14 protein-coding genes are annotated in these 18633 nt (G+C 41.2%); 9 read left to right on the top strand and 5 right to left on the bottom strand.

All coding sequences use genetic code 11. The annotated features are described in order from the left end of the window. The first annotated feature begins 29 nt into the window (after positions 1-29). Positions 30-584: a DUF4136 domain-containing protein gene (locus EVU92_RS11290; RefSeq protein WP_130051302.1), complete on the top strand. Its 555-nt coding sequence runs from the start codon at positions 30-32 to the stop codon at positions 582-584. A 163-nt stretch (positions 585-747) separates the two neighbouring features. Continuing rightward, the gene (locus EVU92_RS11285) at positions 748-2586 is read left to right on the top strand and encodes a TonB-dependent receptor (protein WP_130051301.1); all 1839 of its coding nucleotides are present in this window, start codon (positions 748-750) and stop codon (positions 2584-2586) included. A 173-nt stretch (positions 2587-2759) separates the two neighbouring features. On the opposite strand, the gene EVU92_RS11280 is transcribed toward EVU92_RS11285, so the two are convergent. Beyond that, on the bottom strand, positions 2760-3008 hold the full coding sequence (locus EVU92_RS11280) for a YkgJ family cysteine cluster protein (protein ID WP_130052277.1): 249 nt from the start codon (positions 3006-3008) through the stop codon (positions 2760-2762). 158 nt (positions 3009-3166) lie between these two features. Here EVU92_RS11280 and EVU92_RS11275 point away from each other — a divergent pair, with 158 nt between their 5' ends. The 6 genes from EVU92_RS11275 (at position 3167) to EVU92_RS11250 (ending at position 11953) form a co-directional block, all read left to right on the top strand. Then, positions 3167-4339 carry an efflux RND transporter periplasmic adaptor subunit gene (locus EVU92_RS11275; RefSeq protein WP_130051300.1) on the top strand — a complete coding sequence of 391 codons (1173 nt, stop codon included), beginning with the start codon at positions 3167-3169 and terminating at the stop codon, positions 4337-4339. Between the two features lie 3 nt (positions 4340-4342). Further along, positions 4343-7495 (top strand): efflux RND transporter permease subunit, encoded by a 3153-nt coding sequence (locus EVU92_RS11270; protein ID WP_130051299.1) that lies wholly within the window; start codon positions 4343-4345, stop codon positions 7493-7495. 158 nt (positions 7496-7653) lie between these two features. Continuing rightward, positions 7654-9270, top strand: a complete 1617-nt coding sequence (locus EVU92_RS11265; protein WP_130051298.1) for a L,D-transpeptidase family protein — start codon at positions 7654-7656, stop codon at positions 9268-9270. 8 nt (positions 9271-9278) lie between these two features. Further along, the gene (locus EVU92_RS11260; protein ID WP_130051297.1) at positions 9279-10142 is read left to right on the top strand and encodes a D-Ala-D-Ala carboxypeptidase family metallohydrolase; all 864 of its coding nucleotides are present in this window, start codon (positions 9279-9281) and stop codon (positions 10140-10142) included. A 70-nt stretch (positions 10143-10212) separates the two neighbouring features. Continuing rightward, entirely contained in the window at positions 10213-10488 is a 276-nt protein-coding gene (locus EVU92_RS11255; RefSeq protein ID WP_130051296.1) for a hypothetical protein, read from the top strand. 22 nt (positions 10489-10510) lie between these two features. Continuing rightward, positions 10511-11953: a serine hydrolase gene (locus EVU92_RS11250; protein WP_130051295.1), complete on the top strand. Its 1443-nt coding sequence runs from the start codon at positions 10511-10513 to the stop codon at positions 11951-11953. A gap of 30 nt (positions 11954-11983) precedes the next feature. Here EVU92_RS11250 and EVU92_RS11245 read toward each other — a convergent pair whose 3' ends face one another. Then, positions 11984-12922, bottom strand: coding sequence for a LysR family transcriptional regulator (locus EVU92_RS11245; protein WP_130051294.1), 939 nt, complete (start codon positions 12920-12922; stop codon positions 11984-11986). 102 nt (positions 12923-13024) lie between these two features. On the opposite strand from EVU92_RS11245, the gene EVU92_RS11240 reads away from it, so the two are divergent. Continuing rightward, positions 13025-13681 (top strand): nitroreductase family protein, encoded by a 657-nt coding sequence (locus EVU92_RS11240; RefSeq protein WP_130051293.1) that lies wholly within the window; start codon positions 13025-13027, stop codon positions 13679-13681. 36 nt (positions 13682-13717) lie between these two features. On the opposite strand, the gene EVU92_RS11235 is transcribed toward EVU92_RS11240, so the two are convergent. From EVU92_RS11235 to carB, 3 genes are all read right to left on the bottom strand, one after another. Continuing rightward, positions 13718-14761, bottom strand: a complete 1044-nt coding sequence (locus EVU92_RS11235; protein WP_130051292.1) for a S66 peptidase family protein — start codon at positions 14759-14761, stop codon at positions 13718-13720. A 119-nt stretch (positions 14762-14880) separates the two neighbouring features. After that, on the bottom strand, positions 14881-15357 hold the full coding sequence (gene greA, locus EVU92_RS11230) for a transcription elongation factor GreA (protein WP_054551507.1): 477 nt from the start codon (positions 15355-15357) through the stop codon (positions 14881-14883). A 51-nt stretch (positions 15358-15408) separates the two neighbouring features. Beyond that, positions 15409-18627, bottom strand: coding sequence for a carbamoyl-phosphate synthase large subunit (gene carB / locus EVU92_RS11225; RefSeq protein WP_130051291.1), 3219 nt, complete (start codon positions 18625-18627; stop codon positions 15409-15411). Between the last annotated feature and the right edge of the window lie 6 nt (positions 18628-18633).

The following is an 18633-nucleotide window of genomic DNA, read 5'->3' as shown; positions in this document are numbered from 1 at the left end:
AGTGGAAATTTTGCCAAGGAGCAAACAATATGAAGAACTTATTAATCGCGACGGCTGTATTATTTTTAGCGGCTTGTGCTAAAACGCCTGATTGGGATTACGACAAATCTGCAGATTTTAGTAATTATAAAACCTTCTCTTGGGTACCTAATGCCAGCTTGACTAAAAACGTAGCGAACTACCAAATTAGTCCTTTAATGGAAAAACGTGTGCGTGAAGCAGTTAATGCCGAACTTGAAAAAAGCGGCATGAAGCTTGTTGATGTAGCGCAAGCAGATGTACTTATTAACTATCATGCATCAGTTGATACTAAAATTGATGTAGATACCTTCAACGTAGGTTACGGTGCACGCTGGAATTACTGGGGTATGGGTTATAACACGCAAACAACAACTCGCGAATACGAAGTCGGTACGTTAATTTTAGACGTAGTAGACCGTGCTTCTAACCAATTAGTTTGGCGTGGTGCTAAAGAAGGTCGTTTGCAAAAGAACCAATCACCTGAAAAGCGCACTGAAGTTATCAAAGAAACTGTTGCTAACATTCTCAGTAACTTTCCACCGCAATCAATTAATCAAAACTAAATGCCGTTTTAGTAAAAAGACCGCGCACTTGGCGCGGTTTTTTATTGCCTGCTGAAATCTGGTTGGAGTGGTATAACTCAGTGATTCAGATACAATACCCGCAATTTTCAGTGCGCCTAACTAGCCCACTACCCCAGATTAAACAAAATCAAGAGAGTTTTAGATGGTACGCGCAGTACAGCTTACACTTCCCGCTTTATTCGTCACTTGCTCAGTGCTAGCAGAAGACACCAACAATATTGAACAAATCACCGTTGAAGTTTCAGCAACCGCAAATAAAGAACCGGTTGGTACTTTTGATGCGCCGGTATCAAACTTAGAATATGACCCACGTGTCGATTTGCAATCACGCAATATGGCTGAAGCACAAGCTGATGTCACTATTCGTGGTGGTATCTTCGAAAATACTGGCTTTCGTGTCGGTAGCAGTACATTATTTGACCCCCAATCTGGTCACTACTTTGCTGAAATTCCTATTGCCCCACAGATGCTAACAGGCCCTTCAGTACTTACAGGGGCTGATAATGCCCTTTATGGTATGAATAGCTCGGTTGGCACGGTTTCATTTGGCTGGCGCCCTATCACAAGCACTGGCAGCGTTTCACTTGGCACAGGTACGAATGGCTTTAATTTACAAAGCATTCATGCCGCCCATAGCCAAAAGCTAGATAGCAAACCTGATTGGCGATTAGGTTTTGAGGGTGAATACTCGCACTCAAAAAGCGATGGCTCAATTGATAATGGCGACCACGACTTTGAACGTGCCTCAGCACGCGTTCAACTTGCAAGCGATACCTCGCAAACTGATTTAATGTTCGGACGCCAAGAAAAATTTTTTGGTTGGCCAAATCTTTACACGCCATTTAACTTTAACGAAACCGAAGATCTTGAAACCAAGCTTTTCATGCTCAATCACAAGCAAATGTATGGTGATAGCAGTACCTTTGAAGTGACTGGTTATTATCGTAAACATAACGACCATTATGTATTGTCTCGTGAAAACCCAGCTATTTTTGAAGCGTTTCACGAAACCACCGTTAAGTCATTGGCACTCTCTGGACGTCACCGTTTAAATGACCACTATGCAATTAATTATGCTGGGCAATTTATTGCTGATGATATTGAATCAACATCTCTTGAAAACAACTTTACGTCACGCAATTACACTAAGCTAAGTATCTTGCCTGAATACAAGACGGCCCTTACAGCTAACAAAGAGCTTATGGTTCGTGTTGGTGCTGCTTTTGATGATACTAACCGTGATAGTTCAGATACCTCCTTTATTGCAGATGCAAGTCTTAAAGTAGCTAATCAAAATGGCAGTGAACATACTTGGTACGCATCATACGCCGAAGCAACACAAGTTCCCGGTTACACCGCAATCGGCGGCAGTGAAACGGGCGGGTTATTCAGAAGTAATTACAGCCTTGAGCGCGAAACCACCGATAACCTTGAATTAGGTTTACTAATTGAACAATCTTCGTGGCGTTTAGATTCAGCTATTTTCTACCGCAAAGATAAAAACCTTACGGATTGGACATATCGCTTTGATGCAACTTCAGCACGTTTTGCAAACCCGGTTGATATAGACACCTTAGGCGTTGAGTTTTTAGCGAATAAATCGTTTGAAAGCGCTGAGTTGATCGCCAGCTACACCTATTTAGAAAAGTCAGAAGACTATGGCACGGCAGATATTGATGCGAGCTTTTATGCGCTTAACTACCCTGATCACCGTGTAACACTGGGTGCAGTATGGCAACCAATGGATGTGCTTGAGTTGCGTATCGATAACGAATGGCGTAAACAACATAGTAACCGCCTACGTAGCTCTGATGATGAAGCTTTCTTCACACAGTTAACGTTAAAATTTACCCCAGCCCAGCTTGATAATGTATTTGTAACCTTTGCAGCTGACAACATTTGGGATGAATCATTCGAAGAAGTCCCGGGTACCCCAGGCCGCGGCGAACAATATACTTTAAGCGCTACCTATACGTGGTAAGTAAAAACAACAATGCCAGTCAATTGACTGGCATTGTTGTGACACGTTTTCTTCTAAGATCTTTAGAACACCACAGTCAAATTTATTTAAAATGCCATAGCGAAAACTGTGACTTTAAAAAATAACCTAATTTATCCCAGTAACTGTTAAAAAATGTTAAGGGTTTAATTTTTTTAAGTCATCTGCTCAAGTTCGGTAATTAAATACAATGCTTGTTCATTTGTCGTGCCACACACATCAATAGTGGCAGAAAAATCACTACACACCTTGGGCCTTGATTCATCACCAAATAATTTACACAGGTTATTATTATCCAGTTGAATACAGCGCTCTCCCGCCGCTTTCCCGTTGGGCATTCCTGGGATCGGTGAGCTAATACTGGGTGCAATACAACAGGCGCCACAGCCTAATCTACATGCCATTTTATCTGTCATTGAGTACCTCTTATAGAACCTTTGTAGTGCCTTTGTAATATGTGTAATGGTTTGTTACATCTTCGAACGCCTTGTAAACACTTTATTGCGTATGCTTAGCCTATCAAATTTATTTTTAATTACCGTCAACCGTGAGGGACTATCCCGTGGCTAGTAAAAAACAAATCATTCTCCCTATCGCCGTATTAGTCGGCGGACTTGGAATGGCATTCGCATTTGCCTCTATGAAGCAAGCGCCGGTCGAAAAACCAGAACAAGATTTGCGACCGCTTGTATCAATTAAACCGTTAAGCTTTGACGCCATTACCCTTGATGTAAAATCATACGGTATCGTTAAACCTAAAAACCAAACTGAACTTGTTGCGCAAGTGAGTGGTCAGGTTGTATCGCTGTCAGATCAATTTGTACAAGGCGGATTTGTTAAGCAAGGTGATATTCTAGCACGTATTGACCCAAATGATTACGAAGCTGCACTCATTGAAGCAGAAGCAGGTCTGGCGCAAGCAAGCTCTGCTCTTGAAATTGAACGCGCGCAAGTATCTGTTGCACAAGCTGAGTGGGACCGCATCAAAGGTGACTCAAACCAAGTTATTCCATCTGAGCTGTATTTACGTAAACCGCAACTCGCTGAAAAGCTTGCAAACTACCGTGCTGCTCAAGCCAGTGTAAAACGCGCAAAACGTAATCTTGAGCGCACATACATTAAAGCGCCATACGATGCCATTATCGACGAGCGCCTGATTAGTTTAGGTAGTGTGGTAAACCCGGGTAATAGCTTTGGTAGCCTAAGCTCAACATCACTGGCTGAAATTCGTTTACCTGTTGCTGATAAAGATCTGCAATACCTAAATAACCAAGGAATTGGTGCAAGCGTATCAATTAATGCTGAATTTGCAGGTAAACAAACAACGTGGCAAGCGACTATTGTACGCAGCGAAGGGGTCGTTGACCAACGCAGCCGCATGAATTACCTAGTAGCACAAGTAGCAACGCCTTATGAGCAAAAACAACCACTGCGTTTTGGCTCATACATTAATGCCACTATCGAAGGTCGAGCGCTGGACAATGCGATTGTTGTTCCGCACCATTTAGTTAAAGACAACAAGGTAGCTGTTTTACAAGATGGCGAAACACTTACTTTTAAAACACTTAACATTGTGCGCGAACAAAATGGCATGGTGATCGCCGATAATGGCCTTGCTAACGGTGAGCAACTTATTACCTCAGCACTTGAATACCCAACTGAAGGCATGGCAGTCAAGCTAGATGACGCAAAACTAAGTGTGCCAACAACACAATTAGCGTTAAAAGAGGAATAAGCCATGACCACGCACAGAGAAAAAGGGCTTATTGCCTGGTTTGCACGCAACCCAGTTGCTGCAAACTTACTTATGATCTTTATTTTAGTGGGCGGCTTATTGACTGCAATGTCAGTGCGTAAGCAAATGTTCCCACAGTTTGAAAGTAACTGGATCAGTATTCAAGCTGTCTACCCAGGGGCTGCACCACAAGAGGTAGAAGAAGGCATAACCATAAAGGTCGAAGAGTCTTTAGAGGGCCTCGAAGGCATTAAACGTTTAATTACTTATTCGAACCGTGGTTTTTCACAAGCTTGGATAGAAATCGAAGAAAAGTACGACCCGCAAGAAGTACTCGATGAAATCAAGATGCAGGTTGATTCAATCAATACCTTCCCTGCTGAGATGGAACGCCCAATTGTTCGCCGTGAAAAGTTTGAGCAAGAAGTTATGATACTCGCGCTGTATGGCGATATGAGTAACTACCAGCTCAAAGAACTTGGTAACGACATAAAAGATGAACTACAAGCTTTACCACAAATTAACTTGGTCAACTTTTACAGTGGCTTAAACTACGAAATTGGCATTGAAATCAGCCCAGATAAACTACGTGAGTATGGTTTAACTTTCCGTGATATTGCCACAGCCGTTCGTAGCTTCTCTGCCAATATGTCAGCAGGTCAAATTCGCTCTGAAAATGGCTACATTTCAATGCGTGTTGAAAACCAAGCGTATCGTGGTAAAGAGTTCGAAAAGCTGCCTTTATTACACTTACCTGATGGCGCCCAAGTTTTCTTGGGTGATGTGGCAACAATTAACGATGGCTTTGAAGAAGGCCTGCAATATTCTAAGTACAATGGTAAAAATTCACTGACTTTTGAAGTAAATGCTTCGAAAGATCAAGACATCACTAAGGTTGCTGCAGTATTAAAAAAATACCTAGCAGATAAAGCGCCACAGTTACCAGCAGGTGTAAAGCTATCGCCAATTGTTGATTTAACTTATTACCTTGAAGGTCGTCTAAACATGATGATCGACAACATGATTTGGGGTGGTATTTTAGTTATGGTGGTACTTGCCCTATTCTTGCCACTGCGCTTAGCGTTTTGGGTCATGATGGGTTTACCTGTATCATTCCTAGGTGCATTTTTAATGATGCCACTTGGCTTTATAGACATCACTGTTAACTTAGCTTCTTTATTCGCATTTATACTGGTGCTAGGGATAGTCGTTGATGATGCTATCGTCGTAGGTGAATCAGCCAGTGCTGAAATTGAAAAGCACGGTCATAGCCTAGATAATGTAGTGCGTGGTGTAAAACGCGTTGCAATTCCTGCAACCTTTGGTGTATTGACTACTATCGCCGCATTCTTACCGCAAACACTGGCATCAGGGCCTGGTTCTGCCTTTTCTAAAGCCATTGGTGGCGTAATTATCCTATGCTTAATTTTCTCATTGATTGAATCAAAACTGATTCTACCGGCTCACTTAGCGGCCATGAAAAATAAACCTGCGAACCCTAAAAATCCATTACACCGCTTGCGTTTAGGTATGGATAATGGCCTGAAGAACTTTGTCGATAATTACTACACACCATTTATAGGTCGCTGTATTCATTACCGTTATACCGTGATTGTTGGCTTTATCTGTGTACTTATTGTCAGTGGCGGTATGTTCGCTGGTGGTTTAGTGAAATTTGTTGCGAATCCTAAAATTCCACATGATTTCCCACGTATCTCAGTTGAAATGAACTTATCTTCTTCTGAACAAGCGACCCTTGAAACAGCACAAACAATTGAAAAACTGATTTTAGATGTCGATAAGCAACTTGAAGAGCAATATGGTCAAGCGATGATCCGTGACTTATCTGTTAGCTTACGCGGTCGTACAAGTGCACGCATTATGGCGATTTTAGTCGAACCAGACTTACGCCCTATTGATACTTTCCAATTAAGTGCAATGTGGCGCGAACAAATGCCACCACTGCCAGGTGTGAAAACGCTTAATATTGAAGACAGTATCATGAACGGTGGTCGTGATGACGGTGATGTGAGCTTCCGCTTAGAAGGTAAAGATATCAATAAACTAAAAGAAGTTGCAGCTAAGTTAAAAGAAAAGCTAAATAGCATGCAAGGTGTAGGTGATGTAAATGACTCACTACAATCTGCAACTGACGAAGTTCAACTTGAACTTAAACCACTTGCTTACAGCTTAGGCTTAACCTTATCGGATGTGGCATCACAAGTTAGCTTTAGCTACTACGGTTTAGAAGCACAACGTATTTTACGTGACGGTGAAGAGATTAAAGTAATGATCCGGTACCCTCGTGAATCGCGAAATGCGGTAAGTGACATCACTGATGCGCGTATCATTACGCCAACAGGCGTTGAAGTGCCTCTTGCAGAAGTAGCGAAGGTCAACATCGTTGATGGTGTGAACCGTATTCGTCGTGAAAACGCAAAACGCACTGTCAACGTTTGGGCTGCGGTTAACACTGATCAAGCAGAACCATTTGCCATTGCAAAAGAAATTCGTGACGAGTACTTACCTAGCCTATTGAAAAGCTACCCAGGTGTAGAAAGTAATGTGGCTGGTCGTATTCAAGAAGAAATGGATAGTGTGGCAGAACAAGTACGTGATTTTGCTTTGTCTATGATGATTATATTTGCGTTACTTGCTATTCCACTGCGCTCATACTCGCAGCCATTCATTATTATGTCGGTTATTCCATTTGGTGTAATTGGCGCGATGTTCGGTCACATGATCTTAGGTATGACAATGAGTAGCTTATCAGTATTCGGTATCATCGCTGTTGCTGGTGTAGTAGTAAACGATTCGCTAGTAATGGTCGACTTTGTCAATAAGGCCCGCGCTGAAGGTGTTGCAATCAAAGAGGCTGTGATGCAAGCCGGTGCTCGTCGTTTTAGAGCAATATTACTAACCTCAATTACGACCTTTATTGGTGTATTACCAATCATTATGGAAACAAGCTTACAAGCAAAAATAGTTATCCCAATGGCTGTATCTCTAGCATTCGGGGTGTTATTTGCGACTGTCATTACACTTATTTTAATCCCTTGTCAGTATGTAGCGTTAGAAGACTTTAAACGTTTAATTGGCAAGTTTAGAGGTAAAAAAGTAGAGCCAGAAGCAAAATTACAAACAACCAGTAATTAAACCCCTCTCAAAATCCCAACCGAACGCTTGGCAAACTCATTTGCCAAGCGTTTTTATTTAAAAAATATGTTCCTATAAATTGTATTGCTTTGCTAAGCTTAAATGAGCAAAAAAGAAACAATTCAAGCAAATTACAAACTTGTTATAGGGACATAGCTATGAAGATTCTGCGCTACACCATTTTGGTCAGTTGTTTATCCATTTGCATGCCTGTATTGGCTGAAAACCAATACTTACAACTACAGTTAGAACCTATCCTGATTGGTGAATCTCACAGTATTGAAAGAGAACACATCCATTCTCCTGACATGACCGTTGCCACCTATAAAGCAAATGGTTTTGAACGTGTTTGGAATGACACCAAATATGCAAAACAAGCTCTCAAGTTAATTGCTCAATCAGAGCTTGAAGGCCTCTCACCCAATGACTATCACTTTGATACATTAATGGCGCTGGCCAACGAAATAGATAAACGCGGAGCAGAGGCTGTCGAAGCTCAGTTTGATGTACTTATGACTGATGCTGTCATGACGTATGCAAAACACTTAATACGCGGAAAAATAAACCCAAAACAACTTACTGCAACATGGAATTATGGACAGTTTGACGTTAGTCCTGATGCTGCAGCTGCCTCTTTACTTAAACACGTTAAGTCTAAAAGCCTTGATAAAGGCCTTGAAAACCTTAAGCCCGTATTACCTCATTACAAACGCTTAAAAGATGCTTTAGTGTTTTACCGAGAACTTGATGCAATTGGCGAGTTACCTGCCATCACATTGCAAAACAATATATTAAAACCGGGTCAATCAGACGCAGCAGTACCGCTGTTAAGACAAAAGTTAAAGCACTTAAATTATTTTCAAGGCAGTGATAGTGATGATACTGATTATGACAATGAGCTAGTTGCAGCAGTTAAGAATTTTCAGAATGCTCATCAAGTTACTGACGACGGTGTGATTGGTAACGCAACGTTAAAATTACTCAACAAAGATTACAGTGAATACATTGATGATATTTTAGTAAACCTAGAGCGTATTCGTTGGGTTGATAATACTCTCACAGAGCGCTTCTTAGTGGTAAATATCGCTGGTTTTAAACTATTTTTATTTGAAGACAACAAATTAAAATGGCAAACCAATGTGGTCGTTGGCAGAAACTACACCAAAACCCCAATATTTAAAGGGCAAATGAGCTATATCGTGATGAATCCAACATGGACAGTACCGCGGAGTATTGCAGGTGGCATTATCAAAAAAATGAAAGAAAACCCAAACTACTTAAACGAGAAAGATTTTGTTGTGGTTGATAGTCGCCGTAACCCAGTGGATAGCAAGAGTATTGATTGGGCAAATGCTAGTCGTAAGAACTTTCCGTACTGGTTTGTACAACAACCTTCAGAGAATAATTCATTGGGACAAATTAAATTTATGTTTCCTAATAAATACTCAATTTATTTGCACGACACCCCTGCAAAAACATTATTCCAGCAAGACCAACGTGCATTTAGCCACGGCTGTGTAAGAGTTGATGACCCATTCACCTTAGCTGAGAAAATATTAGAAACGTCAGATAATTGGAGTCGTAGCGACATTGATGACGCCATTGCTGCAAAAGAGACTACAAAAATCAGCTTATCAAAACCGCTAGATGTACTTTTAATGTACTGGACAGTCGCAGGTGACGACGAGAGCTTACAATTTTATACCGATGTCTATAATCGCGATGGCGCGTTATTAAAAGCACTCACCACGCCATTAGCAAATAATACAATTTAGAGGTAACTATGTATTTCAGCCGTATTATTTTAAGTGTGTTCTTCGCGTTAACTACATGCTCTGTTGCTGCCATTGAATTAAGCGACTCGCTGCACAGCATTGTTCTTGATGCAAAACAGGTTCTAACACTTGATAACACGGCTGATTTTGCTCCAACTGCAGTATCAGACGTTGAGACTGAGCGATTAGGGCCAAATAGCATTGCAATTTACGCCCCAGAAAATGCAGGATTTTATAACCTAGTATTGAGTAACGATGAAACCAGTAAACACCTACTTGTGATTGTTAAAAAACCATTCAATGCAAACAATAAACAGTTAAATAATTACCAAATAGGCCTCTACCCTACGCCCTATAAAGGCTACACACAATACAGTGCACCAAACGGGTTTATTGAAATTTTTGAGAAAGACTTATCACGCCAGCTGACTCCTCATGTGCAAGTTAAAAATATAATTTGTAAGCAAGTGAGTGGCTTTCCAAAATATCTTTATGTCAACAACGGTGGCTTGATGATGCTCGAAGAACTACTCAAGTTTGTACAAAGTGAAGGGATTAAAGTCAGCAAGTTTGCCTTTATCAGCGGCTATAGAACACCCCACTACAATCGCTCAATTGGTAATGGCAAACATAGTCGACACCAATATGGCGATGCTTTCGATTTATACATAGACGAAGATAGTAATGGCCGAATGGACGATTTAAATGGCGACGGCAAACTGACAGTTGCTGATGTAGATGTACTTTATAAAGTGTTCGAAAAATTTCAAAAACAAAGCCGTTATAATGGTGGTATAGGGCGCTATAGACCCGCCTCCCATCACGGTGGTTTTGTACATATAGATAACCGAGGATTTACCGCGAGGTGGTAATACAACCTTCATATAATCCTTGTTTAAAGATCATCCGATTGCATTATTTTTGCTTGATTGCTAAGTTATTGTGAACAAGGGAAAATCGCAGCAAAAAAATGTAATTCAAAACAGTGGTATTGATGAAACACAACTTGATTTAATCGCCCTACTCAATGACAGACAACCATCAGTTAGTACAACTCTCTATGTCAGTAACGGTGATCTAATAAGCCCCGCTGATTATTGGCAAGCACTTCAAAATGAGAGCGTCTCTGTTGTGCATTACAGTGATTTAGACCACACAAGAATGGTAAGCCTTATCAATCAAGCCATGCGCAATGAGGTTTTACATAGATTAATGTAACCAACAAATAACAAGGATAGCAATGAACATACACTTTAAGAAATTAAGATTGCTTGTAGTTTTTTATTTACTCGCAATTTCAAGCCTTGCCCATAGCCAAAATAAGCAAACAGAGATGGCCGACTTTATTCAAGGCTTTCATGAATACAAGCAGTTTAACGGCAATGTATTAGTTGCAAAGGATGGAAAAGTACTGTTTGAAAAAAGCTTTGGCTATGCCAACTTTGAGTGGGATATAAAGCATAGTGATAAAAGTAAGTTTAGAATTGGCTCAATAACCAAACAGTTTACCGCCATGTTAATCCTGCAATTGGCACAAAATAACAAGCTTAAACTCGATGATCATCTTGCAACATACCTTCCTGAATACAGACAAGATATTGCCAATAAAATTACTCTTCGCCAAATACTTAATCATACCTCTGGTCTTGGTAATTATACCCAAGCAAAATCGTTTCGTGATGAGTACAGCCGAAACCCCTACAGTGTTGATGAATTTATTCGCTTGCTATGTAGTGATGATCTAGTGTTCGAACCTGGCACTGAATTTCGTTATAGCAATTCTGGCTATTTTATTTTGGGTGCGGTAATTGAAAAGGTAACTGGCCAAAAATATAAAGAGGTATTACAGCAGAATATTTTAGACCCACTTAAAATGAAGGATACAGGCTATGATTCCCACAATAAAATCATTAAATTTCGCGCCTCTGGATACGACAACGGGCTAGCTGGTTATAGCAACACCGATTATTTAGATATGTCTATCCCGTATGCAGCTGGGTCAATGTATTCAACAGCGCGGGATTTACTAAAATGGGATCAAGCCCTTTACTCAGATAAGTTATTAAACGACGCATATAAAAAGCAGATGTATCAAGTTTCTGGGCAAAGAAATTATGCGCTTGGTTGGGAAGTAACAAAGCTCGATAAAAACATTTACGGAAAACCCCTAACACGTATTCAACATGGCGGTGGTATCAATGGTTTCAATGCGTTTATAAGTAGAATTATCGAAGACAAATTACTTATTGTCATTCTAAATAACACGGGTGGTGCACCTCTCACCCCCATGACTAACGGTCTCTTTGCAATCTACTATGACAAACCTTATGAAAAAGCGACAGAACATGTAGATAGCAAGCTTTATAAAGCATTTAAAAGTGAAGGTATTAAAGGGCTCAAGAAAACCTATAAGCAAATGGTGAATGATGGGAATACGCCAAGAGAAAGGTCGTTAAACTACTTGGGTTATGAATTAATGCAGATGAAAGAACTAGATGCCGCAATTACTGTATTTGAACTCAACAATCAATCTTATCCAGAATCAGCAAACACTTATGACAGTTTAGGTGAAGCATATTTAGCAGTCGGCGATAAACAAAAAGCATTGGCAAGTTACAAAAATGCTCTTAACTTGAATCCTGACAGTGAAAGCGCTAAACAAGCAATTGAGAAATTACAATAAATAAGCCTTGTAACTCAATACCTAAAATAATTAGTTATCGAGTACCCGCTTATCTAAAATGTCTTTTTCAATCAGTTGAGTGAGAATCGCCTTGGTTTTTGCTCGACATATATCACGAACTAAACGAACCGCAGGTGTTATAGATTGTCGACTTGGACAGATTAACCAAAGCTCGGCACATAAGTGAGGGTAATTTTGCATAACCGGCACGACCCGACCTTTAAGTAAATCATCACTGATATCAATGCATGATTTAACAGCTAGACCTTTACCAGCCACACACCAACGTCTTACTAAATCTCCATCATTAGACGCTCGGCGGCCTTGCATTTTCACTTTAAAACGCTCTGTTCCATCGGTAAATTCCCAAACATTGTTGATGATATCTTGAAGTTGATAAAATAAACCTTGATGCTGGTTTAATTCATCAGGATGTGTCGGCGCTCCATATTCGGCAAGGTACTCTGGGGTTGCACATAACAACCGAGGAACATTACAAATTTTAAAGCCATATAAGTTCGAGTCTGATGGCGAGCCATATCTGAGCGCAAAATCAACAGAGTCTCGGTAAAAGTCGACATTACTATCGCTAATATGAGGACGCATACTCAGCTTTGGATATTCATCAAGTAACTCATCTAACCAAGGAATAATAATGTTGCGGCCTAAATCTGAAGATAATGCAACTCTTAGTTCACCTTCTATTTCATCATGCTCGCCTTTTAAGGCAAGTGTCGCTTGCTCTAGCATGAGCACCGCTTGCTGACACTGAGGCAAAAAACGCTCCCCTGACGCCGATAAACGTAAATGGCGAGTAGTACGAACAAACAATTCAGTACCAAGAGCTGCTTCAACGCGCTTAATTGCTGCACTAGCGGTTGCAGCACGCATGTCTAATTTTGCCGCAGCGGTTGTAATACTGCGAAACTCTGCAACCTTGAGGATTAATTTGAGATCTTCAACCAGCATATTAACTAAAAATTTTTGATAATGTTTATTCGATTATGCGCTTTATCGTAAAGTATGCAAAGCGTAAACTGCACCTAATTGTTATACATGCGGGAGCAAATCATGACACACCCTATTATTTCTGACTTACAACGCCGATACACAAGTAAGCGCTACGACGCATCAAGGCAAATTAGCCAAGCAGACTTAGCTGTAATTTTAGAAGCTTTACGCTTATCGCCATCGTCTATTAATTCTCAACCATGGAAGTTTATAGTCATCGAATCAGAGCAAGCAAAACAACGTTTCCACGATAGTTTTGCAAATAAGTTTCAGTTTAATCAGGTACATGCAAAAACTGCATCACATACTATTTTATTTGCTTATAACCCAAGTTATAAACGTGATGACTATGAAAAAGTCATCGATGCAGATATTGCTAATGGTCGCACAAAAGCTGAAAACAAAGAGCAGGCGTTTGGTGCGTTCGCATTTGTTGATTTAAATACTGATGACCATGGCGATAACGCTGCTTGGACTAAATCTCAAACCTACATTGCATTAGGTAATACTATGCATACTGTGGCTCGTTTAGGTTTAGATTCAACACCGATGGAAGGCGTCGATAAAGACTTACTCGGTGAACTATTTGCTGATGAGTTAGATGGTTATGTATGTGAAGTGGCACTCGCTATTGGTTATCACGAACCAGAGCAAGATTATAATGCTACATTACCAAAATCTCGTTTAGATAAAGACGCGGTAATTACTGTAGTATAAAACCTATAAATTATGCAGGCTTTGCCTGCATAATTGTTATTTTAAGTCTGTCTTTACAATGATATTACTCGCCATACCTTCACATAAGTCTGCAGTTATTGTGGCAACTGCTCCATTTATTAATGCTAAATTAGGGGCAACGTGACCAATGTCCGCATCAACAATAACTGGGAACAAATTACCTTTAAATGCGAGTTCGATTGCTTGGTATTCATCAAAATAGCAGTCGTTATTAATTGCTGGACTGCGGCCGAATACCACCGCATTTACATCGGTGAATACATCATTCAACTTTAACGATAACAAACAACGTGCTAATGCCATCGGGCTGAGCTCTGCATTTTCTAAATACAAAATTAAGCCCTCTGGTGCATACTGCTTTTTAAATTCATGCAATGCATAGTAATTTGAGGGTAGCAACAAGCCAAGAGTATCTAAGCAACCGCCGATTAAACGCCCTGAAACTTCAATCTGGCGTTTATCTTTATAGTTAATACAGCGCCATTGACTCGGGGCTGTATAGTCAAATTGAGCTTGCGGATCGGCTTTATAATCAATTGGTTTTTGCTGATAATAAGGAGACGCGACTTGGTGCAGTTGCTGTTTTTCTTCAAGTGACATTGCACTGAATATATTTGCTAAATAAACATCTGAATCGTCAGGGTGAATTTGCATTAAATTCGCAGCGTGCAAGGTTGCCCAGCCACAACGAGTTGTTAATGCACATGCAAAAGTGCTTATATCTGAAAAGCCAACCAACCATTTAGGCCTTGCTTTACTTATCGCATTAAAGTCGAGAAGCGGTAAAATCTCCATGGTGAGATCGCCCCCCCAAGGTGGCATGATGGCTGCTATTGAATCATCAGTTAAATACTCCATTAGCTCATCAGCACGTTGCTTTGCACTATTGTGTGACTGACGCAAGCAGGCACCCTCAATGACAGTAAAACCTTTGGCTGTTAAGCCATTAAGTACTAAGTCTAAACGCGTATGAAACGCTGTATCTACACCTGATGAAAAAGCACATATGGCTATTTTATCGCCTTGAACAAGCGGTTTAGGATACTGAATTTTCGCCATTATTACTCCTTCATTACGACTGTCTTGTAGTCAACGTACCGAATAAATCCACGCATGTAAACAGGTATAAAAAAACCGCAGTATATAACTGCGGTTTTTATCAATGCTTGGTTAAGCTACTAAATATACTCAACTTCAATGATTTCGTACTCTACTTCACCGTTTGGCGTTTTAATGATAACGGCATCATCTACCTCTTTACCAATTAAACCACGCGCGATTGGTGAGTTAACAGAAATCAGGTTGTTTTTGATATCTGCTTCATCATCGCCTACGATTTGGTATTTTACTTCAGCATCGGTTTCAACATTAACGATAGTGACCGTTGTGCCAAAAATAACTTTACCTGTGTTAGGCATTTTAGTTACATCAATGATTTGCACATTTGAAAGCTTCGCTTCAATTTCTTGAATACGGCCTTCGCAGAAACCTTGTTGCTCACGAGCAGCATGGTATTCAGCGTTTTCTTTCAAATCACCGTGCTCACGTGCTTCAGCAATATCAGCAACGATTTTTGGACGGGTAACTGTTTTTAATTCGTTAAGTTCTTCGCGCAGTAATGCTGCACCACGAACTGTCATCGGAATTGATTGCATATTATTCTCACTTAATCCCAAGGGCGATTGCCTCGCCCTTGGCACATTTCCTTAGTTCATTCGCTGGTGTAGTTCCTGAACTGACGTCACCTTGCTACGGTCGTCTGCTTGGTTTGCAGTACAGTTAGCAAATGCCGCGTTCAGAGTCGTTGTGTAGTTAGTCTTATGCTGTAACGCACCACGACGTAACACCTTCGAATCTTCAATCGCTTGGCGGCCTTCAGTAGTGTTTACAATGTAGCTGTATTCACCATTTTTAATTCTATCAAGAATATGAGGACGACCTTCGTATACCTTGTTCACGCGACGAACTGCAATGCCTGCTTCTTCAAGTGCTTTTGCAGTGCCACCTGTCGCATCTAGCTCGAAACCAAGTTCAGTCATGGTTTTAGCTAGTTCAACAATACGTGGTTTGTCACTGTTGCGTACCGATAGTAACGCGCGACCACCGCGTGGTAAAGTGTTGCTTGCACCTAATTGTGCTTTAGCGAATGCTTCGGCGAAAGTTTCACCAACACCCATTACCTCACCCGTTGAGCGCATTTCAGGGCCACGGATTGGGTCAACACCTTGGAACTTAGCAAATGGCAGTACCACTTCTTTTACGCTGTAGTAAGGTGGGATTACTTCTTTTGTAATACCTTGACTTGCCAGCGACTGACCTGCCATACAACGTGCCGCTACTTTAGCAAGTGCAACACCTGTCGCTTTTGAAACAAACGGTACTGTACGCGCAGCACGTGGGTTTACTTCGATTAAGTAAACTTTACCGTCTTTCACAGCAAACTGAGTATTCATTAGACCTACTACGCCAAGCTCTAGAGCCATATCAGTCACTTGCTTACGCATCACGTCTTGCACTTCGGCTGTTAATGAGTGAGCTGGTAATGAACACGCTGAGTCACCTGAGTGAACACCTGCTTGCTCGATATGCTCCATGATACCACCGATGATTACTTGCTCACCGTCACAGATAGCGTCAACGTCAACTTCGATTGCGTTATCTAAGAAATGGTCAAGTAGTACTGGCGCTTCATTTGATGCAGATACCGCTTCAGTCATGTAACGACGTAAATCGTCTTCATCATAAACTACTTCCATCGCACGACCACCTAGTACGTACGAAGGACGTACTACGAGTGGGAAGCCAATTTCAGCAGACTTAACAATCGCTTCTTCTAAAGAAGTAACCGTTGCATTCTCTGGTTGAAGAAGGTTTAGACGCTCAACAAGCTGTTGGAAACGCTCACGGTCTTCTGCACGGTCGATTGCATCTGGTGAAGTACCAATTACTGGCACGCCATTCGCTTCAAGTTCACGAGCAAGTTTCAGTGGAGTTTGACCACCGTACTGAACGATAACACCTTTTGGCTTTTCAACACGTACGATTTCTAATACATCTTCTAGCGTGATTGGCTCGAAGAATAGACGATCAGATGTATCGTAGTCAGTTGAAACAGTTTCAGGGTTACAGTTAACCATAATTGTTTCGTAGCCATCTTCACGTAAAGCTAATGCAGCGTGAACACAACAGTAATCGAATTCGATACCTTGACCGATACGGTTAGGGCCACCACCGATTACCATGATTTTATCTTTGTCAGATGGATTCGCTTCACACTCTTCATCATAAGATGAGTACATATAAGCTGTGTCAGAGCTGAACTCTGCAGCACAGGTATCAACGCGCTTGTATACAGGCACGATATCTAACTGGTGACGCTTCTTGCGAATTTCTGCTTCAGAAACACCTGCAATTTCAGCGATACGCGCATCAGCAAAGCCTTTACGCTTAAGCTTACGTAAGAACTCAGCATTTAAACCAGCCATACCTACTTCGCTGATTGTTGCTTCGTCTTTTAAGATGTCTTCGATTTGCACTAGGTACCAAGGGTCAATCTTAGTTAGTTCGAAAACTTCTTCAACGCTCATACCGTGACGCATTGCATCTGCTACGTACCAAATACGCTCAGCACCTGGCTCACGTAATTCACGGATGATTTTTTCTTTTGCTTTCGGATCATCCAGGGCTACAACTGGGTTGAAGCCCGTTGCGCCTACTTCTAGGCCACGTAATGCTTTATGCAGTGACTCTTGTTGGTTACGACCAATCGCCATAACTTCACCCACAGATTTCATCTGTGTTGTTAGACGGTCGTTTGAACCTGCGAATTTTTCGAAGTTAAAACGTGGGATCTTAGTAACAACGTAGTCGATCGACGGCTCGAAAGACGCTGGTGTTTTACCGCCAGTGATGTCGTTTTGTAGCTCATCAAGCGTGTAACCAACAGCTAGTTTCGCTGCGATTTTCGCAATTGGGAAACCTGTTGCTTTTGATGCTAGTGCAGACGAACGCGATACACGTGGATTCATCTCGATGATAACCATACGGCCATCAACTGGATTCACACCAAACTGTACGTTTGAACCACCTGTTTCAACACCGATTTCACGAAGTACCGCCATCGATGCATTACGCATGATTTGGTATTCTTTATCAGTTAGTGTTTGCGCTGGAGCAACCGTGATTGAGTCACCAGTGTGAACACCCATAGGGTCAAAGTTTTCGATAGAACATACGATGATACAGTTGTCGTTTTTGTCACGAACAACTTCCATTTCGTACTCTTTCCAACCGATTAATGATTCATCGATTAAAAGTTCATTTGTTGGTGATAAATCTAAACCACGCTCACAAATTTCATCAAATTCTTCTTGGTTGTATGCAACACCACCACCAGTACCACCCATAGTGAATGATGGACGAATGATACATGGGAAACCGATGCGACTAAGAACATCGTGTGCTTCTTCCATTGAGTGAGCGATTTCTGCACGCGGACACTCAAGGCCAATGTTCTTCATTGCTACGTCAAAACGCTCACGGTTTTCAGCTTTATCGATTGCATCAGCAGTTGCACCGATTAGCTCAACACCGTGTTTTGCCAGTACGCCGTGCTTATCTAAGTCAAGCGCACAGTTTAATGCTGTTTGACCACCCATAGTAGGTAGTACTGCATCTGGCTTTTCTTTTTCAATGATTTTCTCTACCACTTCCCAGTGAATTGGTTCGATGTACGTCGCATCCGCCATTTCAGGGTCAGTCATGATAGTTGCAGGGTTCGAGTTTACAAGAATTACTCGAAAGCCTTCTTCTCGTAGTGCTTTACACGCTTGTGCACCAGAGTAGTCAAATTCACAAGCTTGACCGATTACGATCGGGCCTGCGCCTAAGATAAGAATGCTTTTTATGTCGGTACGTTTTGGCATTGTTAC

The organism is Pseudoalteromonas sp. MEBiC 03485, assembly GCF_004195145.1.
GTDB lineage: Bacteria > Pseudomonadota > Gammaproteobacteria > Enterobacterales > Alteromonadaceae > Pseudoalteromonas > Pseudoalteromonas apostichopi.
This window is presented reverse-complemented; position numbering and strand designations above follow the sequence as displayed.

Bases quoted from the DNA above. Each gene is read 5' to 3' on its own strand.
- EVU92_RS11285 (WP_130051301.1), top strand. From the start codon at position 748: ATGGTACGCGCAGTACAGCTTACACTTCCCGCTTTATTCGTCACTTGC.
- EVU92_RS11245 (WP_130051294.1), bottom strand. From the start codon at position 12,922: ATGCTGGTTGAAGATCTCAAATTAATCCTCAAGGTTGCAGAGTTTCGC.
- EVU92_RS11265 (WP_130051298.1), top strand. From the start codon at position 7,654: ATGAAGATTCTGCGCTACACCATTTTGGTCAGTTGTTTATCCATTTGC.
- EVU92_RS11260 (WP_130051297.1), top strand. From the start codon at position 9,279: ATGTATTTCAGCCGTATTATTTTAAGTGTGTTCTTCGCGTTAACTACA.
- carB (WP_130051291.1), bottom strand. From the start codon at position 18,627: ATGCCAAAACGTACCGACATAAAAAGCATTCTTATCTTAGGCGCAGGC.
- EVU92_RS11250 (WP_130051295.1), top strand. From the start codon at position 10,511: ATGAACATACACTTTAAGAAATTAAGATTGCTTGTAGTTTTTTATTTA.
- EVU92_RS11235 (WP_130051292.1), bottom strand. From the start codon at position 14,761: ATGGCGAAAATTCAGTATCCTAAACCGCTTGTTCAAGGCGATAAAATA.
- greA (WP_054551507.1), bottom strand. From the start codon at position 15,357: ATGCAATCAATTCCGATGACAGTTCGTGGTGCAGCATTACTGCGCGAA.
- EVU92_RS11240 (WP_130051293.1), top strand. From the start codon at position 13,025: ATGACACACCCTATTATTTCTGACTTACAACGCCGATACACAAGTAAG.
- EVU92_RS11280 (WP_130052277.1), bottom strand. From the start codon at position 3,008: ATGGCATGTAGATTAGGCTGTGGCGCCTGTTGTATTGCACCCAGTATT.
- EVU92_RS11270 (WP_130051299.1), top strand. From the start codon at position 4,343: ATGACCACGCACAGAGAAAAAGGGCTTATTGCCTGGTTTGCACGCAAC.
- EVU92_RS11290 (WP_130051302.1), top strand. From the start codon at position 30: ATGAAGAACTTATTAATCGCGACGGCTGTATTATTTTTAGCGGCTTGT.